The following is a 16,835-nucleotide window of genomic DNA, read 5'->3' as shown; positions in this document are numbered from 1 at the left end:
TCAGCTGCACAGCGTCAACCAATACTTTGTAGCGTGGGTTGAGTATCAGGAAACCCACGGGTAAAAGAACGCGACGACCACCTCAGTGCTCAGTGAATCCCATTAAAAAAACATTAAGAGTACTTCGCTATGTGTCTCTCCATCGCTGTGGGCACTACGACATCGCCAGGCTCCAAATACGAGAAAGCCTTTACAGCAATAGTTGGGTTTTTTTACGTCTGAAGGAAAGTAATATTCAGCATTTCCTTCTCTAAAGCGGAGCGTCTCTTAAGCGCAGCGCCTCTTTGTGAATAGTATTTCCACTATTGAAAAGTGCTCTTTTATCCCAAGCTATAGTTATAGAGGATCTACACACTTATTTATGGCGAGTTTCTATGTTAAATAAACAAAGGCATATTTACACGAAAGAGCAGGTTCGCTCCTATGAGGGAGAGGCGGCTAAGCAATGTGGAATAGATTTATTTACTTTAATGCAGCGAGCGGGGGAGTCCGTATACAAGCAGTGGCAGTCTTTTAACGCTAAGCTTACTTTAATTATTGCAGGTAATGGCAATAATGCGGGTGATGCTTACATAGCAGCGCGCTTAATTAAGGACTCGGGTTCAGAGGTTAAAGTTTACGCTATAGACCCTAATAAAACGCTCAGTGGTGACGCTGCTAAAGCGAGGCAGTTATGGCTTGAATCTGGTGGCATAGTTAACGAGTTTACTAAGAGTGACTTAGATTGCTGCGACTGTGTAATAGATGGATTACTGGGTACTGGCCTTAATTCACCTGTTCGTGAAAAATATTGTGAGATTATTACAGCCATCAACCAAAGCGAAAAGCCTGTTTTAAGTATCGATGTTCCCTCAGGGATAGATGCAAATACAGGTGAAGTATTAGGCGCAGCTATTCAGGCTACAAAAACGCTTACTTTTATTGCGATTAAACAAGGCCTTTCTACAGGGACAGGTAAACAACATGCCGGTGAGTTGATTCTCGATGAATTAGCAATTGAAGATACTTTTAGTCAGCTCGCTTCACCTTGTGCTCATTTAATAAATATAGACAGCTTTAATCGCTTGGGCTCTCGGGCTTTAAATAGCCATAAGGGCAATCATGGCAAGTTATTATGCGTAGGGGGCAACCAAGGTACTGCGGGAGCAATCAGACTAAGCAGTGAAGCTGCGCTTCGAGCAGGAGCGGGGATGGTGAAGGTGTATACGCACCAAAGCTCTATTATGCCAATAAGTATCGGTAGGCCAGAATTAATGGTCATGAGTGAAAACCTTGAGCAGGCTTTAGAGTGGGCAACTTGTGTTGTACTTGGTCCTGGACTTGGGCAGGATAAATGGGCTAAAAAAACGTTTTGCACAGTAATGCACTATTGCCAAGAGCACAATACGCCGCTTGTACTTGATGCTGATGCACTTAATTTATTAGCTGAAAATGCAAGTGCTTATACATTGGCTCAATGTGTTCTTACTCCGCATCCTGGTGAGGCGGCTAGGCTCATTAGCAAAAATACCTCTGAAATAGAGTCAAATAGGTTTGATAGCGTGCGATTATGCGCAAAACGGTATAACGCTACTTGCATATTAAAAGGTGCTGGATCTTTAATTGATAATGGTAAAAGCACTTGGGTGTGTGAAAATGGCAATGCAGCACTTGCCGTGGGAGGGAGTGGCGACGTACTGACAGGTATTATCGGTGCATTGCTTGCTCAAGGTCTTAGTATCGACGAAGCAGCACGATACGGGGTAACTCTCCATGCTCGAGCTGGTGAGGTTGCGGCTGAAGAGCAAGGGCAGCGCGGCATGCTACCCTCGGATTTATTTCAAATAGTCAGGTCGTTAACCAACTAAGTATTTAGCTCTGTTGAATAAGATCCCATTTGTTACCATAAAGATCTTCAAACACGGCCACCGTACCGTAAGGCTCATTACGAGGCAGCTCATGAAATACTACGCCATTTTCTAGCATGCTTTCGTAGTCGCGCCAAAAGTTGTCAGTATTTAAAAATAGCCATACGCGGCCACCTGCTTGATTGCCAACAGCGTTAAACTGCTCTGGCTCTGTGGCTTGTGCAAGTAATATGTGTGTGCCGTTTGAGTTGGGTGGGGTTATTAACACCCAGCGTTTACCATCACCTAAATCCGTATCTTCCACTAATTCAAAGCTTAACTTTTTTGTATAAAATGCGATTGCTTCGTCATAGTCTTTTACAACAAGAGCAATACTACCTATATGCTGCTTTGGCATAACTAAAAACCTAAAGTTGTTTTATGTCGGTGTATTTTCACATATCAATACAGGGTTGAATAGTATAGGTAACTGTTTATCAAAGCTTATTTTAAGGGAAGCTGTACGTTATACATTGGCTTTGCATGTAGGGCTAGCAATATAAGGCTTCACTCGATTTTAAACCTTAGAGCATCCTTAAAAAGTGTTTTAATTTACGCAGCTAAACTGGTTTACTCATCTTCATTAGTAGGGTCGTCACCTGAGTCCTCTTTGCGTTTACGCTGCTCTTGCTTGGCCTTTTGAACATTCTCATAAGTAGGGGGTGGGATAGGCATAAGAGAAATTAGTGGAAAAAACGCTAAAAATAAATACGCTCCTTTAGACATGCTCTTGCCCCATATAACGAGCTTAAGCATAATCCAGGCAATAAATACCACTAACCCTGAGATAAGTAGTACCAAAACAAAGAAGGTGATTATTTCATTATTATTAAGCAAATCCTTTTACCTTTAATCCAATAACTCATGGTATAGATGTGGAGATAAATTAAGCAATAACAATAGGCTTGTACTAAAAAACAAAAACCCAGCCGAAGCTGGGTTTTATATAAGCAAGGTGCTTAAAGGAGGATGATTACATCATGCCGCCCATACCACCCATTCCGCCCATGCCACCCATATCAGGGGCAGCTGCAGCTTCTTCTTTAGGGATTTCAGCAACCATTGCTTCGGTAGTGATCATTAGACCCGCAATCGAACCTGCAAATTGTAGTGCAGAGCGCGTTACTTTCGTTGGATCTAGGATACCCATTTCAAGCATATCGTTGTATTCGCCAGAGGCTGCGTTGTAACCGTAGTTACCTTCACCACCTTTAACTGCGTTGATTACAACAGATGCTTCGTCGCCTGCATTTGTTACGATTTGACGAAGTGGGGCTTCCATCGCACGAAGTGCAACTTTAATACCGTGGTTTTGGTCTTCGTTGTCGCCAAGTAGCTCAACTAGCTTGCTAGCAGCACGTACTAGAGCAACACCACCACCAGGTACTACGCCTTCTTCAACCGCTGCACGAGTTGCATGTAATGCATCTTCAACACGGTCTTTTTTCTCTTTCATTTCAATTTCAGTCGCTGCGCCTACTTTAATTACTGCAACACCGCCGGCAAGTTTAGCCATACGCTCTTGTAGTTTTTCTTTATCGTAGTCAGACGTTGCTTCTTCAATCTGTGCTTTAATTTGAGCAACACGGCCGTTAATGCCATCTTCTTCACCCGCACCATCAATGATAGTTGTATCATCTTTAGTGATTACTACACGCTTAGCAGTACCTAGGTCTTCGATAGTTGCTTTTTCAAGCTCTAAACCAATTTCTTCAGAGATAACAGTACCGCCAGTTAGTACGGCGATATCTTGTAGCATTGCTTTGCGACGGTCGCCAAAACCAGGGGCTTTAACTGCTGATACTTTAACAATACCACGCATGTTGTTAACTACAAGCGTTGCAAGTGCTTCGCCTTCTAGGTCTTCAGCAATGATTAATAGTGGCTTGCTTGCTTTAGCCACGGCTTCTAATGTAGGTAGTAGCTCACGAATGTTAGATACTTTTTTATCTACAAGTAGAATGAATGGGTTATCTAATTCAACTGCGCCTTTTTCAGCGTTGTTGATAAAGTACGGAGATAGGTAACCACGGTCAAACTGCATGCCTTCTACAACATCTAGTTCGTTCTCTAATGATTGACCTTCTTCAACAGTAATAACACCTGTGTTACGGCCTACTTTTTCCATTGCGTTAGCAATGATTTCGCCAATTTCTTTGTCAGAATTAGCTGAAATAGTACCTACTTGTGCAATTGCTTTAGTATCAGCACATGGTACAGATAGCGCTTTAAGCTCTTCTACTGCAGCGATAATTGCTTTATCAATACCGCGCTTAAGATCCATTGGGTTCATACCCGCTGCAACCGCTTTAAGCCCTTCGTTTACAATAGATTGTGCAAGTACAGTTGCGGTAGTGGTACCGTCACCCGCTGCATCATTTGCTTTAGATGCAACTTCTTTCACCATTTGTGCACCCATGTTTTCAAACTTGTCTTCAAGTTCGATTTCTTTTGCTACAGATACACCATCTTTGGTGATCACTGGAGAGCCAAATGATTTATCTAGTACTACGTTACGGCCTTTAGGACCTAAGGTCACTTTTACTGCGTTTGCTAGGATGTTTACGCCTGTTAGCATTTTAGCGCGTGCGTCACCTGCAAAAAGTACTTCTTTTGCTGCCATCTTTAATTTCCTCTAAATTCTTAAATGTTTGTTAAACGAAAAGTAGGGTTAGCCTACAATGCCTAAAATGTTGTCTTCACGCATGATCAGGTACTCTTGACCTTCGATCTTTTCAGTTTTTTCAACATATGAGCCAAATAACACAGTGTCACCGGCTTTTACTTCTAAAGCTCTAACGTCACCGTTATCTAGAACGCGACCATTGCCAACAGCAATAACTTCTCCGCGAGTTGATTTTTCAGCTGCAGAGCCAGTTAATACAATACCGCCAGCAGACTTGGTTTCTTCTTCTAGACGCTTAACGATTACGCGATCTTGTAAAGGACGAATGTTCATTTTTTTAGTTCTCCTAACAGTTTCTGAACAGTACAGAAAAAAGCTTTTCTAATTTGCATTCATTAATGGGGGTAGAGTGTAAAATTCCAAGAGAAAAATCGATAAATTTTTAATCTTTTCTCTCATATTCGCCATCAATGGTCGTTGGTTTATTTACATGCTGTTGTTCTTGCTGCGAGTGTGGGTGTTGTGTAAAGGCTGAAGCGCCTTGTTGTGCACCTGTGCTCATACGCACCGTTGCCTGACTTGCAAGGCCTGCAGCCAGTTTGTTGCGTATTGAAGGGGTTAATAATAGTAGGCCGAATACATCGGTCATAATGCCTGGGGTTAGTAATAAAACACCCGCAATGATCACGCAAATACCGGTAAATAATTCTTTAGCTGGCATTTGCCCTTGGGCCATTTGGCTTTGTGCATTTTGTAATGCACCCATACCTTGTTGTTTAACCATTCTGGCGCCCAAAATAGCCGTAATAATCACTAGGGCTATAGTCGCAAACCCACCAATTACATCGCTAACCTGTATTAGTAGCGCAATTTCGATGATAGGAATGATAATAAACAACACAAATAAAAATCTAAACATAGGGCTCTCTAAATAATGGCACTCAAAAGAGTGAATGAAATATAAGTGAGGGTGAAAGGGTCTATTTTCAAGGTTGAGCTTAAAGTGATTAATAATTGCTTAATATCTACAATTATTCATCGCCTACACATTACATTAGCTATCAGATACTATTGCATTAGTTCCCTATAAATTAGTAAAGGTTAATTATGACTACGCAATTTAAATTGATATTTACCACGTGCAAAGATGAGGCTGAAGCGCGCACTTTAGCAAAAGCACTTGTAGCGCAAAAATTAGCGGCGTGTGTAAATATTTTACCAAATATGACCTCAGTTTATATGTGGGAAGGCGATGTGGCCGAAGAAATAGAAGCAAAACTACTGATTAAAACAAAATCAGAAAAAATGAATGATGTTTTTGAAACCATTAAAAGTTTACATAGTTACGAAGTACCCGAAATTCAGGTGGTTGATGTGGCCACTGGTAATTTGGCTTATTTTCATTGGATGGATGAGGTATTAAATTAATGCGGCTTTTCTTTTTATTATTGGTTAGCTTGCTGGCGCTTCCGGTAAAGGCAAACACCAATAATGTGCTAGGTGATTTACTTGCCCCGCCACAGCAAACCTTTTTACCCGTAGACCAAGCGTTTGTATTTGATTTTGATCAGCAAGGTAGCACTTTATTTGTGGGGTGGGATATAGCCCCTGACTATTACCTTTATAAAAAGAAAATAGAAATTATCGCCAAAGGTGCCAACATAAAGGTAGGCGACGCCGGTACTGGCGAAATAATTGAAGACGAGTTTTTTGGCAAAACCGAAGTTTTTTTCAATAGTGTAAGTGTTATAAGTAAGCTCAGTAATGTTACAGAGGGTGCTGTTGTAAAGGTGCGTTATCAGGGCTGTGCCAAAGCAGGGCTGTGTTACCCGCCAGAGGTGATTAGCATTCCTTTAAGCGTTATTGCCTCAGAACAAGCGCAAAGTAACAAGCCATCTGCTAATACCGGTGATACATTAAGCGCATTAACTCCTTCTGTAGACTCATCACGTAACCAAAATAACACACCCACTCAAGACTTAGGCTTTACAGAGCGATTAGCAAGTCAAAGTTTAGTAACCAATTTACTTATATTTTTTGCTGTTGGGGTGGGGCTTGCGTTTACACCGTGTGTGTTCCCTATGTTTCCTATTTTATCGAGTTTAATTGCAGGACAGCAAAATCTATCTACTAAAAAAGCGTTTGCGCTGTCGTTTGTATATATACAAGGTATGGCGCTTACTTATGCTGCATTAGGGTTAGTAGTGGCGGCTTTAGGCGGGCAAGTGCAGGGGTACTTACAACACCCTTATGTACTTATTAGTTTTAGTTTACTGTTTGTATTGCTCGCAATGTCGATGTTTGGCTGGTATGAAATCAAGTTACCCAGCGCCATGATGAGCAAGCTAACGCAAGTTAGTAATAACCAAAAAGGCGGCAATTACCTCGGTGTGTTTTTAATGGGGGTGTTGTCGGGGTTAATTGCATCACCTTGTACCACAGCACCGTTATCAGCTGCGCTGTTATTTGTAGCCCAAAGTGGTGACTACCTTGTCGGTGGTTTAACCCTGTACGTATTAAGTTTAGGAATGGGCCTACCGCTTTTATTACTTGGTACGTCTGGAGGAAAGTTGCTTCCTAAAGCGGGCGGTTGGATGGAGCAAGTTAAAACATTATTTGGCTTTATTATGCTTGTAGTGCCGCTTATTTTATTAGAGCGCATAATTAGTGCGGACATTATTTTACTTTTGGCGGGTATTTTAGCTCTGGCAACGGCTGTTTATTTACACTATTGGCAAAGTGCGCAGCCACAAAGCAAGCTTAAAACAGCGCTTTGGTTTAGTGCTACATTTTTAGTAGTTACTGGTTTTACATTAGCTAAAAACGTTATTTGGCCGCAGCAACAGGTTGAGCAGGTTAGTCAGCAAAGTAATGAGTTTAAACAAGTGGCTAATTTAACCGAGCTAAAAAACGCTGTTGCTGAAGCTAATCAGCAAGGCAAACTGGTGATGGTTGATTTATACGCCGATTGGTGTGTGGCATGTAAAGAGTTTGAACATTACACATTTCCAGATGCCAAAGTACAGAGCGAGTTTAGTCACTATCAGTTAATTCAAATCGATTTAACGCAAAGTGATGACACCACCATTGAGCTAATGGAAGAGTTTACTGTGTTTGGTTTACCCAGTATTTTGTTTTTTAACACCCAAGGGCAGGAGCTAAGTTCAGAGCGCGTTACAGGATTTTTAAACGCCGATGATTTTGCCACCCACCTAGCTGCAGTGCGCGCCAGCGCACAATAATAGTGCAATTTAGCCGCTTGGGCTTACCAAGTGGCTTGCCCCCAATTACGTCATATTTATTACACCTCCAGAGATTAGACCAGTATTTTGCTGCTATTTACATCGAACTGACTATAATAGTTGGCTAACGTGAGAATTTGTTGCAATTTTTGTTTTTTATACTTACTTTAGTGTACAAAATTAGCTCGCAACGGCTTTACTCATTACTTAGAGGATATATCGCGTATTATGGCTGCAAAATTTAAACTTTTAGTTATAAATGGTCCAAATTTAAACATGCTAGGAAAGCGTGAGCCAGAAAAATACGGTTTGCACACTCTTGGTGAAATTATGAGCGAACTAACGACTGCCGCAGAGGGTCTAGATGTTCAGCTTACGCATTTTCAAAGTAATAGTGAGCAAGCCCTTATTGAAAGAATACACGATGCTTGGCAGGCAGTTGATTACATAATTATTAATCCTGCTGCATTTACGCACACTAGCGTCGCTTTACGTGATGCATTGTTAAGCGTTGATATTCCTTTTTTTGAGGTGCACTTAAGTAATGTGCATGCACGTGAAGCATTTCGTCATCATTCGTATTTTTCTGATGTGGCGCAAGGTGTGGTATGTGGATTAGGTGCAATGGGTTACCACGCAGCATTGAACGCTGCCGTGAGCCGGTTGCAAAACTCGAATTAATTTAAACTAACAAACTTATAGGCGGGTCGTTCATGGATATTCGCAAGATCAAAAAGCTAATCGAATTAGTAGAAGAATCAGGCATTGCTGAGCTAGAAATCACTGAAGGTGAAGAGTCAGTACGTATTAACCGTAACAACATGAGCGCAGGTCCTGCTTACGCTCAGTACGCACCACAGCAATTTGCTGCTCCAGCGCCTGCTGCACCAACACAAGCTCCAGCTGCGCCAGCCGTTGAAGCCGATGCTACACCTGCAGCGCCTGCAGGCCATCAAGTTAAATCACCTATGGTTGGTTCATTTTACTCAGCGGCTTCGCCAGAAGCGCCAGCATACGTAGAGGTAGGTTCTCAGGTAAAAGTAGGTGATACATTATGTATCGTTGAAGCAATGAAAATGATGAACCAAATTGAGTCAGATAAAGCCGGTACAGTGACAGCTATTTTAGTTGAAAATGGCGAACCAGTAGAATTTGATCAACCTCTATTCATCATTGAATAATTTAGTAACCTAAAGGCCAACTCTTATGTTAGATAAAGTAGTCATTGCAAACCGAGGTGAAATAGCACTTCGCGTATTGCGCGCCTGCAAAGAGCTTGGGATCAAAACGGTTGCTGTGCATTCAACGGCGGATCGCGATCTTAAGCACGTATTACTTGCAGATGAAACCATTTGTATCGGTAGACCTCCAGCCTCTGAAAGTTACTTAGATATCCCGCGTATTATTGCGGCTGCTGAAGTAACAGACGCTGTAGCTATTCACCCAGGATATGGTTTTCTTTCAGAAAATGCAGATTTTGCTGACCAAGTTGAGCAAAGCGGCTTTGTATTTATTGGTCCAAAAGGCGACACTATTCGTCTTATGGGCGATAAAGTATCGGCAATCAATGCAATGCGCAAAGCCGGTGTACCATGTGTACCTGGTTCTGACGGTCCAGTATCGGATGACAAAGAACGCAACATGCAAATTGCAAAGCGCATTGGTTACCCGGTAATTATTAAAGCCGCTGGTGGCGGTGGTGGCCGTGGTATGCGTGTAGTACGTAGCGAAGCTGAATTAATTGATTCAATCGCACTTACTCAACAAGAAGCAAAACAGTTCTTTGGTAATAGCATGGTTTACATGGAAAAATTCCTTGAAAACCCTCGCCATATTGAAATTCAGGTACTTGCGGATGGACAAGGTAATGCTGTTCATTTAGGTGAGCGTGACTGTTCTATGCAACGTCGCCACCAAAAAGTAGTTGAAGAAGCGCCTGCGCCAGGTATAACGGCAGAAGTGCGTAAATTTATTGGTGAGCGCTGTACACGTGCATGTATCGAAATTGGTTACCGTGGTGCGGGTACGTTTGAGTTTTTATACGAAAACGGCGAATTTTACTTTATTGAAATGAACACGCGTATTCAAGTTGAGCACCCAGTGACAGAAATGGTAAGCGGTGTTGACTTAATAAAAGAGCAGCTAAAAATTGCTGCAGGGCAACCGCTGTCTTTCACGCAAGATGACGTAGTTATTCGCGGGCATGCAATTGAGTGTCGTATAAACGCAGAAGATCCTGAAACGTTTATCCCGTCGCCTGGTAAAATTACGCGTTTTCACCCTGCAGGTGGCTTAGGCATTCGTTGGGATAGCCATATTTATGCTGACTATACAGTGCCTCCACATTACGATTCGATGGTTGGTAAACTTATTACTTACGGTGAAAACCGTGATGTAGCAATTGCCCGTGCTCGTAATGCGTTGAACGAATTGGTTATCGATGGCATTAAGACAAATACGCCATTACATAAGAAAATTCTCGCAGACGAAAACTTCCAAAGTGGTGGTACAAATATTCACTACCTTGAGAAAAAACTAGGGCTATAAAGCCACAGTTAATTAAAACCGGCTTAGGCCGGTTTTTTTATGCCTAAAACGCCAATTTATCGCCTTCAAGAAATATTCTGGTATGATTAGCAAAGATGCGCTTTTAGTAAATTTTTGAGGTAACCATGACGCGTAGTTTTAAAGCTCACCTACATGATGAAACTGCCACAGTAGCTATGGGTAACAAACTGGCTGCAATTATAGAGCAAGGTGCAGTGATCTATTTACACGGTGATTTAGGTGCAGGTAAAACAACATTTACGCGTGGTGTAGTTCAAGGCTTTGGACACTCAGGTAAGGTAAAAAGCCCAACTTACACGCTGGTAGAGCCATACGAACTGGTACGTGCTAATGTGTATCATTTTGACTTGTACCGGTTAGGCGATCCTGAAGAACTTGAATACATGGGTATAAGAGATTACTTTTCTGAGCAGGCTATTTGTGTTGTAGAGTGGCCAGAAAAAGGCGGCGACTTTATACCCGTTCCCGATTTAGATATTACCTTAAGTTATGTTGGTGATGAGCGTAAAATTGCAATAAACAGTGCTAGTGAGCGTGGAGTAGCAATTGTTGAAAAACTCAATAGCCTAAACCTTGGTGAATAAATTAATAGTGGATCAATGTATTCACTTTCATAACAATAAATAGTTAAGGCAATGGTAGTTAAAATGAATCGAGGTGTAGTTAAACTTTTTATTTGTTTCATAGCTTTCGCTATGAGCCTGCCGCTGTGGGCACAAAATACAATTAATAGTGTACGGGTGTGGCCCTCACCAGATAGCACTCGGGTGGTATTTGATTTAGATGACAAGCCCGATTTCAGCTACTTTATGCTTAAAAACCCAAGCCGTTTAGTTGTAGACCTTGAAAACACCAAAGGGTTAAAAGTATTACCGAATATTCCTTCTAAGCATAAAATTGTTAGCAAATTACGTTACTCTAAGCCTAAAAATAAGCAAAGCGTACGTTTTGTTTTTGAGCTAACTGCGCCCATTAAGCCGGTTATTTTTGCATTGGCACCTACTGGCCCGTACAAAAACAGGCTAGTTGTGGATTTGTATAATAAAAGTGAACCCGCAGTAAGCACTACACCTGCCCAAAAAGCAGCTAAAAAGCGCCAGTTAAGCCAAGAACGAGACATTGTTATTGCAATTGATGCGGGTCACGGTGGAGAAGACCCAGGGTCTATTGGTCCCTCAGGCACGTATGAAAAAACCATTACGTTGCAAATAGCTAAACGTTTAGAGCGTATGATTGACGGCGAACGTGGCATGATTTCGCGCATGGTAAGAAGTGGCGATTACTTTGTTAAGCTTAATACCCGCACCAGCCGAGCACGCCAGAAAAAAGCCGACTTTTTAGTGTCAATTCATGCCGATGCCTTTACCAGCCCAGGGCCTAACGGTGCTTCGGTATGGGTTTTATCGCTGGGTCGCGCTAATTCTGAGATTGGTAAATGGATAGAAGATAAAGAAAAACACTCAGAGCTTTTAGGTGGTGCAGCCGATGTAATTAAAGATGCCGCTAACGAAAAATACCTTGCGCAAGCCCTGCTTGATATGTCGATGGACCACTCAATGAAAACAGGGCTTAGTGTGGCCGAAGAAGTGGTCAAAGAGCTAAAAAAAGTAGCTAAATTACATAAAAAAGATCCACAACATGCAAGTCTTGCTGTATTAAAGTCGCCAGATATTCCATCTATTTTGGTAGAAACAGGGTTTATTTCTAACCCCCGTGAAGAGCGTATGTTAAAAAGCGCTAACCACCAAGAACGCTTAGCAAAAGCCATGTTTACGTCTATAAAAAATTATTACTTAAAAAACCCACCTGATGATTCGTTATTTGCAAAGCTTAAATCGCAGTATCCAACAAAGCATAAAGTTCGCCCAGGTGAATCGCTAAGCTTATTAGCGAGTCGCTATGGCGTATCGGTAGCCAAATTAAAACAAGTTAATCAACTACGCTCAAACACCTTGTTCATAGGTCAAGAGCTGGACATACCGCAGAGTTGATGCTTATTAAACCTGTACATGTATTAGGGGCCTTATGAGTATTGAAATATTACCTGCACGACTCGCTAACCAAATAGCGGCAGGTGAAGTGGTTGAACGCCCGGCTTCAGTGGTTAAAGAACTGGTAGAAAATAGCTTAGATGCCGGCGCTACGCGTGTGCAAATAGATATAGAGCGTGGTGGTCACAAGCTTATTCGTATTCGTGATAATGGCTCAGGTATTGGTAAAGATGAGTTAACGCTAGCGCTTTCACGCCATGCAACAAGTAAACTTAAATCGCTTGATGATTTAGAAAACATTTGCTCTTTAGGTTTTAGAGGTGAAGCGCTTGCATCTATTAGTTCGGTATCGCGTTTAACGCTTTGCTCAAAGCCCAAAGCACAAGATGCCGCATGGCAAGCGTTTGCACAGGGCCGCGATATGGATGTGCAAGTAAAGCCCGTAGCTCACCCAGATGGCACAACAATAGAAGTTAAAGATTTATTTTTTAACACCCCAGCAAGGCGCAAGTTTTTACGCACCGAAAAAACCGAATTTAGCCACATAGATGAGCTGATAAAACGTATTGCACTGAGTCGTTTTGATGTGTCGATTACACTGACGCATAACCAAAAGGTGGTTAGGCAGTACCGTGCTAAAACCGATCCTGATCAAGCTATTACTCGGGTTGCGCAAGTTGTAGGTAAAGCGTTTGCCGAGCAAGGATTACATATTCAATCTGGTGAAAGTGGTTTACAGCTGCATGGTTGGGTATTGCCGGTGGGGTCAGCAAATACCACGCAATATACCTATGTAAATAACCGCATGATGCGCGATAAGCTAATTTTACACGCTATTCGTCAGGCGTTTGAAGAAGTAAGTGGCGCGCAAGAGCTTCCAGGTTTTGTTATTTATATTGATATTGACCCACGACAGGTAGATGTAAATGTTCATCCCGCTAAGCACGAGGTGCGTTTTCATCAAGGCCGGTTAGTGCACGATTTTATATTGCAGGCGATTAAGCAAGTAGTTGTGCCTTTACAAGGTGAATTTGCAACTAATCAAGCGCCCACAGACGATTACCAATCCTCAGCGTTTATTGAGCAGCCAAGTCATGTAGCTAATAACCAGACAGTTCAGCAAGGGTATGATTACCCTAAGTCACCGTTGCAGCCAATAGATTCACAAAGCAGTGGCTTTTCTAGTCGTCCTTCCTCTAATCTTATGGGCTCAGGCGGAGCCAGTGCAGGGAGGGCTTCTCAGCCTAAACAAAGCGCTTCAAGTTATCACGATGTCAATGCATTTTATCAAGGGGTAAGTGAACAACAAGCAGCACATTTTAATCATAGTATACCCTCGCAGCTGTTAACTGATGAGAGCGCTACACACACATTTAAAAGTGTGCAGGTATTAAATGTAAATAAAGGTGTGTGTGTATTTACTCAGCAGCGACAATTATTTTGCGCGCACTATAAGCATGCACTTGTAGATTATTGGCATGGCCAAATAAAAGAGCTGGGTAATTTAGAGGGCAAAGCCTTGCTATTACCAGTAAGGGTTAACCTTGAAAAAGCTGACTGCGAACTAATCGCTCAGCAACAGTCGTGGTTTACTTTATTGGGTTTTGAGTTAGTTATTGAAAAACAGTTTGTGATGGTTAAAAAGCTACCGACTTGTTTATATTTACTCGATGTTTCTGCTGCAATTGAAAGTCTACTTGGCGCATGTAAAGCGCAGCTAGAGGACTTACAAGCATGGCTGTCATGGCAACTTAGTTGCGTACCAGAACGCTTTTATGAAAGTAATGCGTTTATTGAATTACAAATTAGCTTACAAAATAATCCGCAAACAATTGAACGTTTAAAAGAAAAAGCAGTTAAAATAGATCTAGAACACTATTTAACGCAATTAAATTAAGGTACCCGTGTTGAGCAATTTACCGGTCATATTTTTAATGGGCCCAACCGCAGCTGGTAAAACAGCATTGGCAATTTCACTGTGTGAGCACTTAAATACGGAAATAATCAGCGTTGATTCAGCGTTAGTGTATAAAGGTATGGACATAGGTACGGCAAAGCCCGATGCAGAGGAACTTGCGCGTGCTCCGCATCACCTAATAGATTTGCTCGACCCGAGTGAAACTTATTCAGTTGCTGATTTTAGACGTGATGCGATAAAAAAAATTGATGAATTTCATCAACAAGGTAAAGTACCTATATTGGTGGGCGGCACCATGATGTATTTTAAATCTTTAATTGATGGATTATCGCCACTGCCAGAGGCTTGCCCAATAGTAAGAGCAGAGCTTGAAGCGCAAGCAAAACAATTTGGCTGGCCACACTTACATCAAGAGCTTGCTAAAGTTGATCCGCAAGCGGCCGACAAAATAAGTGAAAATGATTCACAAAGAATAAATCGAGCTTTGGAAGTTTACCGTATTAGTGGTAAAACAATGACGGAATTGCAAAAGCAAAAGCAGCCAGCGTTACCTTATACTTTTCATCAATTTGCGATTGCGCCTGATGATCGCAGTGAATTGCATCAGCGAATTGAAAAAAGGTTTAAAATAATGATAGAGCAGGGGTTTGAAAAAGAAGTTTCGACCCTATATCTACGTAAGGATTTACACCCCAATATGCCTTCTATTCGTTGTGTAGGTTATAGACAAATGTGGGATTACCTTGCGGGTGAAGTAGACCATGATGAGATGGTTTTTCGCGGCATTGCTGCAACGCGTCAATTGGCAAAACGCCAGCTAACGTGGTTACGGAGTTGGCCTGATGTTACGTGGTTAACAACAGGCGATGAAGAAAACTTGCAACGCGTAGTAAGTTCGCTAAGCTAGTAGTAGTTGCTAATTATTTAATTAAATAAGTTCAGCTACTTAAATTATAATAACACCTAGAACGAAGGAACAATAACATGGCAAAAGGCCAATCGTTACAAGACCCATTTTTGAATGCACTACGTCGTGAGCGCATTCCAGTATCAATCTTTTTGGTAAATGGCATAAAATTACAAGGTAAAATTCAGTCATTTGACCAATTTGTTATTTTACTTGAAAACACTGTAAACCAAATGGTGTATAAACACGCAATTTCAACAGTTGTACCTGCTCGTGCAGTCAACTTCCAAGGTGTTCAAGGGAGCGATGACACTGAAGAGCAAGAACCAGGAAATATTTAATTAGGAGCGTAATGCTTGTTTGACCGCTATGAATCCGGCGAACAGGCAGTCTTAGTTCATATCGACTTACCTAAAGATGGCGATCGTGAAGATCTTCATGAATTAGAGTTGTTGGTATCTTCTGCTGGTGTTAGTAGTTTGGCGGTTGTGCAAGGCAGCCGCCAAGCACCACATCCGAAACTATTCGTCGGTACCGGTAAAGCAGAAGAAATAGCTGAGATTGTCAAAATCCACAATGCAGATGTTGTCATCTTTAATCATCAATTAAGTCCGTCTCAAGAACGTAATTTAGAGCGCGTTTGCCAATGTCGTGTACTTGATAGAACAACACTTATTCTTGATATTTTTGCCCAAAGAGCCCGTACCCACGAAGGTAAGCTACAAGTAGAGCTTGCTCAGCTTAGGCATATGTCTACTCGATTAATCCGAGGATGGACTCACCTTGAGCGCCAAAAAGGGGGGATAGGTTTAAGAGGCCCAGGCGAAACACAGCTTGAAACCGATAGGCGCTTATTGCGCGCGCGCATTAAAAATATTCGTGCCCGATTAGCCAAAGTCGCTGTACAGCGTGAGCAGGGTAGACGTGCGCGTACGCGCAACGAAATTCCTACGGTGTCGCTTGTAGGCTATACCAATGCAGGTAAATCAACCCTGTTTAACCGTATTACTGACTCAGATGTATACGCAGCGGATCAGCTTTTTGCGACGTTGGACCCAACACTACGTAAATTAGATATTGGTGATGTTGGTTCGGTTATTTTGGCCGATACAGTAGGATTTATTCGCCATTTGCCGCATGACTTAGTGGCAGCCTTTAAAGCAACGCTAACAGAAACGCGTGAAGCCGACCTTCAATTACACGTAATTGATGTTGCAGACCCGCGCAGACGTGAAAACATAGAGGAAGTACAATCGGTTTTAAAAGAGATTGAAGCCGATGAAGTACCGCAATTATTAGTTTATAACAAAATTGATGCGCTTGATGATGTAAGCCCACGAATTGATCGGGATGACCAAGGGCAGCCTATAAGAGTATGGTTATCTGCACAAACCGGCGAAGGGTGTGAGCTACTTAGCGAAGCAATAAGTAACCTGCTTGCTAAGAAAATGTTTAGCGATACGTTATTACTTGCTCCTCAATATGGCCGATTAAGAGCGTCTTTATTTAGCTTAAGTGCAGTCCATGAAGAGCGCTTTGATGAGCAAGGTAACTGGTTGTTAGATGTACGTTTACCTATGGTTGAGTGGAACCGATTAATTAAAGAGTTTGGTCCTGAAATTGAAGGTTTTATCAATCGCGATTAAAAATTGGTATATAAATGTCGGTTTTTGTATGAGAAACGCGGTAGATTTGAT

At 41.9% G+C, this 16,835-nt stretch carries 17 protein-coding genes; 12 read left to right on the top strand and 5 right to left on the bottom strand.

What is annotated here, in order from left to right; genetic code table 11:
- The first annotated feature begins 374 nt into the window (after nucleotides 1-374).
- Nucleotides 375-1,847, top strand: coding sequence for an NAD(P)H-hydrate dehydratase (locus tag CWC16_RS03065; RefSeq protein ID WP_138540450.1), 1,473 nt, complete (start codon nucleotides 375-377; stop codon nucleotides 1,845-1,847).
- A 4-nt stretch (nucleotides 1,848-1,851) separates the two neighbouring features.
- Here CWC16_RS03065 and CWC16_RS03060 read toward each other — a convergent pair whose 3' ends face one another.
- From CWC16_RS03060 to CWC16_RS03040, 5 genes are all read right to left on the bottom strand, one after another.
- Nucleotides 1,852-2,244: a VOC family protein gene (locus CWC16_RS03060; protein WP_138540449.1), complete on the bottom strand. Its 393-nt coding sequence runs from the start codon at nucleotides 2,242-2,244 to the stop codon at nucleotides 1,852-1,854.
- Nucleotides 2,245-2,456: 212 nt separating this feature from the next.
- Nucleotides 2,457-2,723, bottom strand: coding sequence for a hypothetical protein (locus CWC16_RS03055; RefSeq protein ID WP_138540448.1), 267 nt, complete (start codon nucleotides 2,721-2,723; stop codon nucleotides 2,457-2,459).
- Nucleotides 2,724-2,859: 136 nt separating this feature from the next.
- Nucleotides 2,860-4,509, bottom strand: a complete 1,650-nt coding sequence (groL, locus tag CWC16_RS03050) for a chaperonin GroEL (protein ID WP_055014652.1) — start codon at nucleotides 4,507-4,509, stop codon at nucleotides 2,860-2,862.
- A gap of 48 nt (nucleotides 4,510-4,557) precedes the next feature.
- Nucleotides 4,558-4,845 carry a co-chaperone GroES gene (locus tag CWC16_RS03045; RefSeq protein ID WP_004587676.1) on the bottom strand — a complete coding sequence of 96 codons (288 nt, stop codon included), beginning with the start codon at nucleotides 4,843-4,845 and terminating at the stop codon, nucleotides 4,558-4,560.
- Between the two features lie 109 nt (nucleotides 4,846-4,954).
- Complete coding sequence (locus CWC16_RS03040; RefSeq protein ID WP_138540447.1) at nucleotides 4,955-5,431, bottom strand: FxsA family protein; 477 nt, start codon at nucleotides 5,429-5,431, stop codon at nucleotides 4,955-4,957.
- A 188-nt stretch (nucleotides 5,432-5,619) separates the two neighbouring features.
- On the opposite strand from CWC16_RS03040, the gene cutA reads away from it, so the two are divergent.
- From cutA to hflX, 11 genes are all read left to right on the top strand, one after another.
- Nucleotides 5,620-5,940: a divalent-cation tolerance protein CutA gene (gene cutA, locus CWC16_RS03035; protein WP_055017952.1), complete on the top strand. Its 321-nt coding sequence runs from the start codon at nucleotides 5,620-5,622 to the stop codon at nucleotides 5,938-5,940.
- Nucleotides 5,940-7,754, top strand: a complete 1,815-nt coding sequence (locus CWC16_RS03030) for a protein-disulfide reductase DsbD (protein WP_138540446.1) — start codon at nucleotides 5,940-5,942, stop codon at nucleotides 7,752-7,754. Before cutA ends, CWC16_RS03030 begins: the two co-directional genes overlap by 1 nt.
- A 228-nt stretch (nucleotides 7,755-7,982) precedes the next feature.
- Nucleotides 7,983-8,435: a type II 3-dehydroquinate dehydratase gene (aroQ, locus tag CWC16_RS03025; protein WP_024031479.1), complete on the top strand. Its 453-nt coding sequence runs from the start codon at nucleotides 7,983-7,985 to the stop codon at nucleotides 8,433-8,435.
- Nucleotides 8,436-8,467: 32 nt separating this feature from the next.
- On the top strand, nucleotides 8,468-8,935 hold the full coding sequence (accB, locus tag CWC16_RS03020; protein WP_055014656.1) for an acetyl-CoA carboxylase biotin carboxyl carrier protein: 468 nt from the start codon (nucleotides 8,468-8,470) through the stop codon (nucleotides 8,933-8,935).
- A 25-nt stretch (nucleotides 8,936-8,960) separates the two neighbouring features.
- Nucleotides 8,961-10,301, top strand: coding sequence for an acetyl-CoA carboxylase biotin carboxylase subunit (accC, locus tag CWC16_RS03015; protein WP_055014657.1), 1,341 nt, complete (start codon nucleotides 8,961-8,963; stop codon nucleotides 10,299-10,301).
- 125 nt (nucleotides 10,302-10,426) lie between these two features.
- Entirely contained in the window at nucleotides 10,427-10,906 is a 480-nt protein-coding gene (gene tsaE / locus CWC16_RS03010; protein WP_138540445.1) for a tRNA (adenosine(37)-N6)-threonylcarbamoyltransferase complex ATPase subunit type 1 TsaE, read from the top strand.
- A 63-nt stretch (nucleotides 10,907-10,969) separates the two neighbouring features.
- Nucleotides 10,970-12,313, top strand: coding sequence for an N-acetylmuramoyl-L-alanine amidase (locus CWC16_RS03005; protein WP_138540444.1), 1,344 nt, complete (start codon nucleotides 10,970-10,972; stop codon nucleotides 12,311-12,313).
- A gap of 34 nt (nucleotides 12,314-12,347) precedes the next feature.
- Nucleotides 12,348-14,210: a DNA mismatch repair endonuclease MutL gene (mutL, locus tag CWC16_RS03000; RefSeq protein ID WP_138540443.1), complete on the top strand. Its 1,863-nt coding sequence runs from the start codon at nucleotides 12,348-12,350 to the stop codon at nucleotides 14,208-14,210.
- Between the two features lie 10 nt (nucleotides 14,211-14,220).
- Entirely contained in the window at nucleotides 14,221-15,138 is a 918-nt protein-coding gene (gene miaA, locus CWC16_RS02995) for a tRNA (adenosine(37)-N6)-dimethylallyltransferase MiaA (RefSeq protein WP_138540454.1), read from the top strand.
- A 77-nt stretch (nucleotides 15,139-15,215) separates the two neighbouring features.
- Entirely contained in the window at nucleotides 15,216-15,479 is a 264-nt protein-coding gene (gene hfq, locus CWC16_RS02990; protein WP_004587665.1) for an RNA chaperone Hfq, read from the top strand.
- Nucleotides 15,480-15,494: 15 nt separating this feature from the next.
- On the top strand, nucleotides 15,495-16,784 hold the full coding sequence (hflX, locus tag CWC16_RS02985; RefSeq protein ID WP_138540442.1) for a ribosome rescue GTPase HflX: 1,290 nt from the start codon (nucleotides 15,495-15,497) through the stop codon (nucleotides 16,782-16,784).
- Nucleotides 16,785-16,835: the final 51 nt, after the last annotated feature.

This window comes from Pseudoalteromonas sp. S3776, from assembly GCF_005886915.1.
GTDB lineage: Bacteria > Pseudomonadota > Gammaproteobacteria > Enterobacterales > Alteromonadaceae > Pseudoalteromonas.
This window is presented reverse-complemented; position numbering and strand designations above follow the sequence as displayed.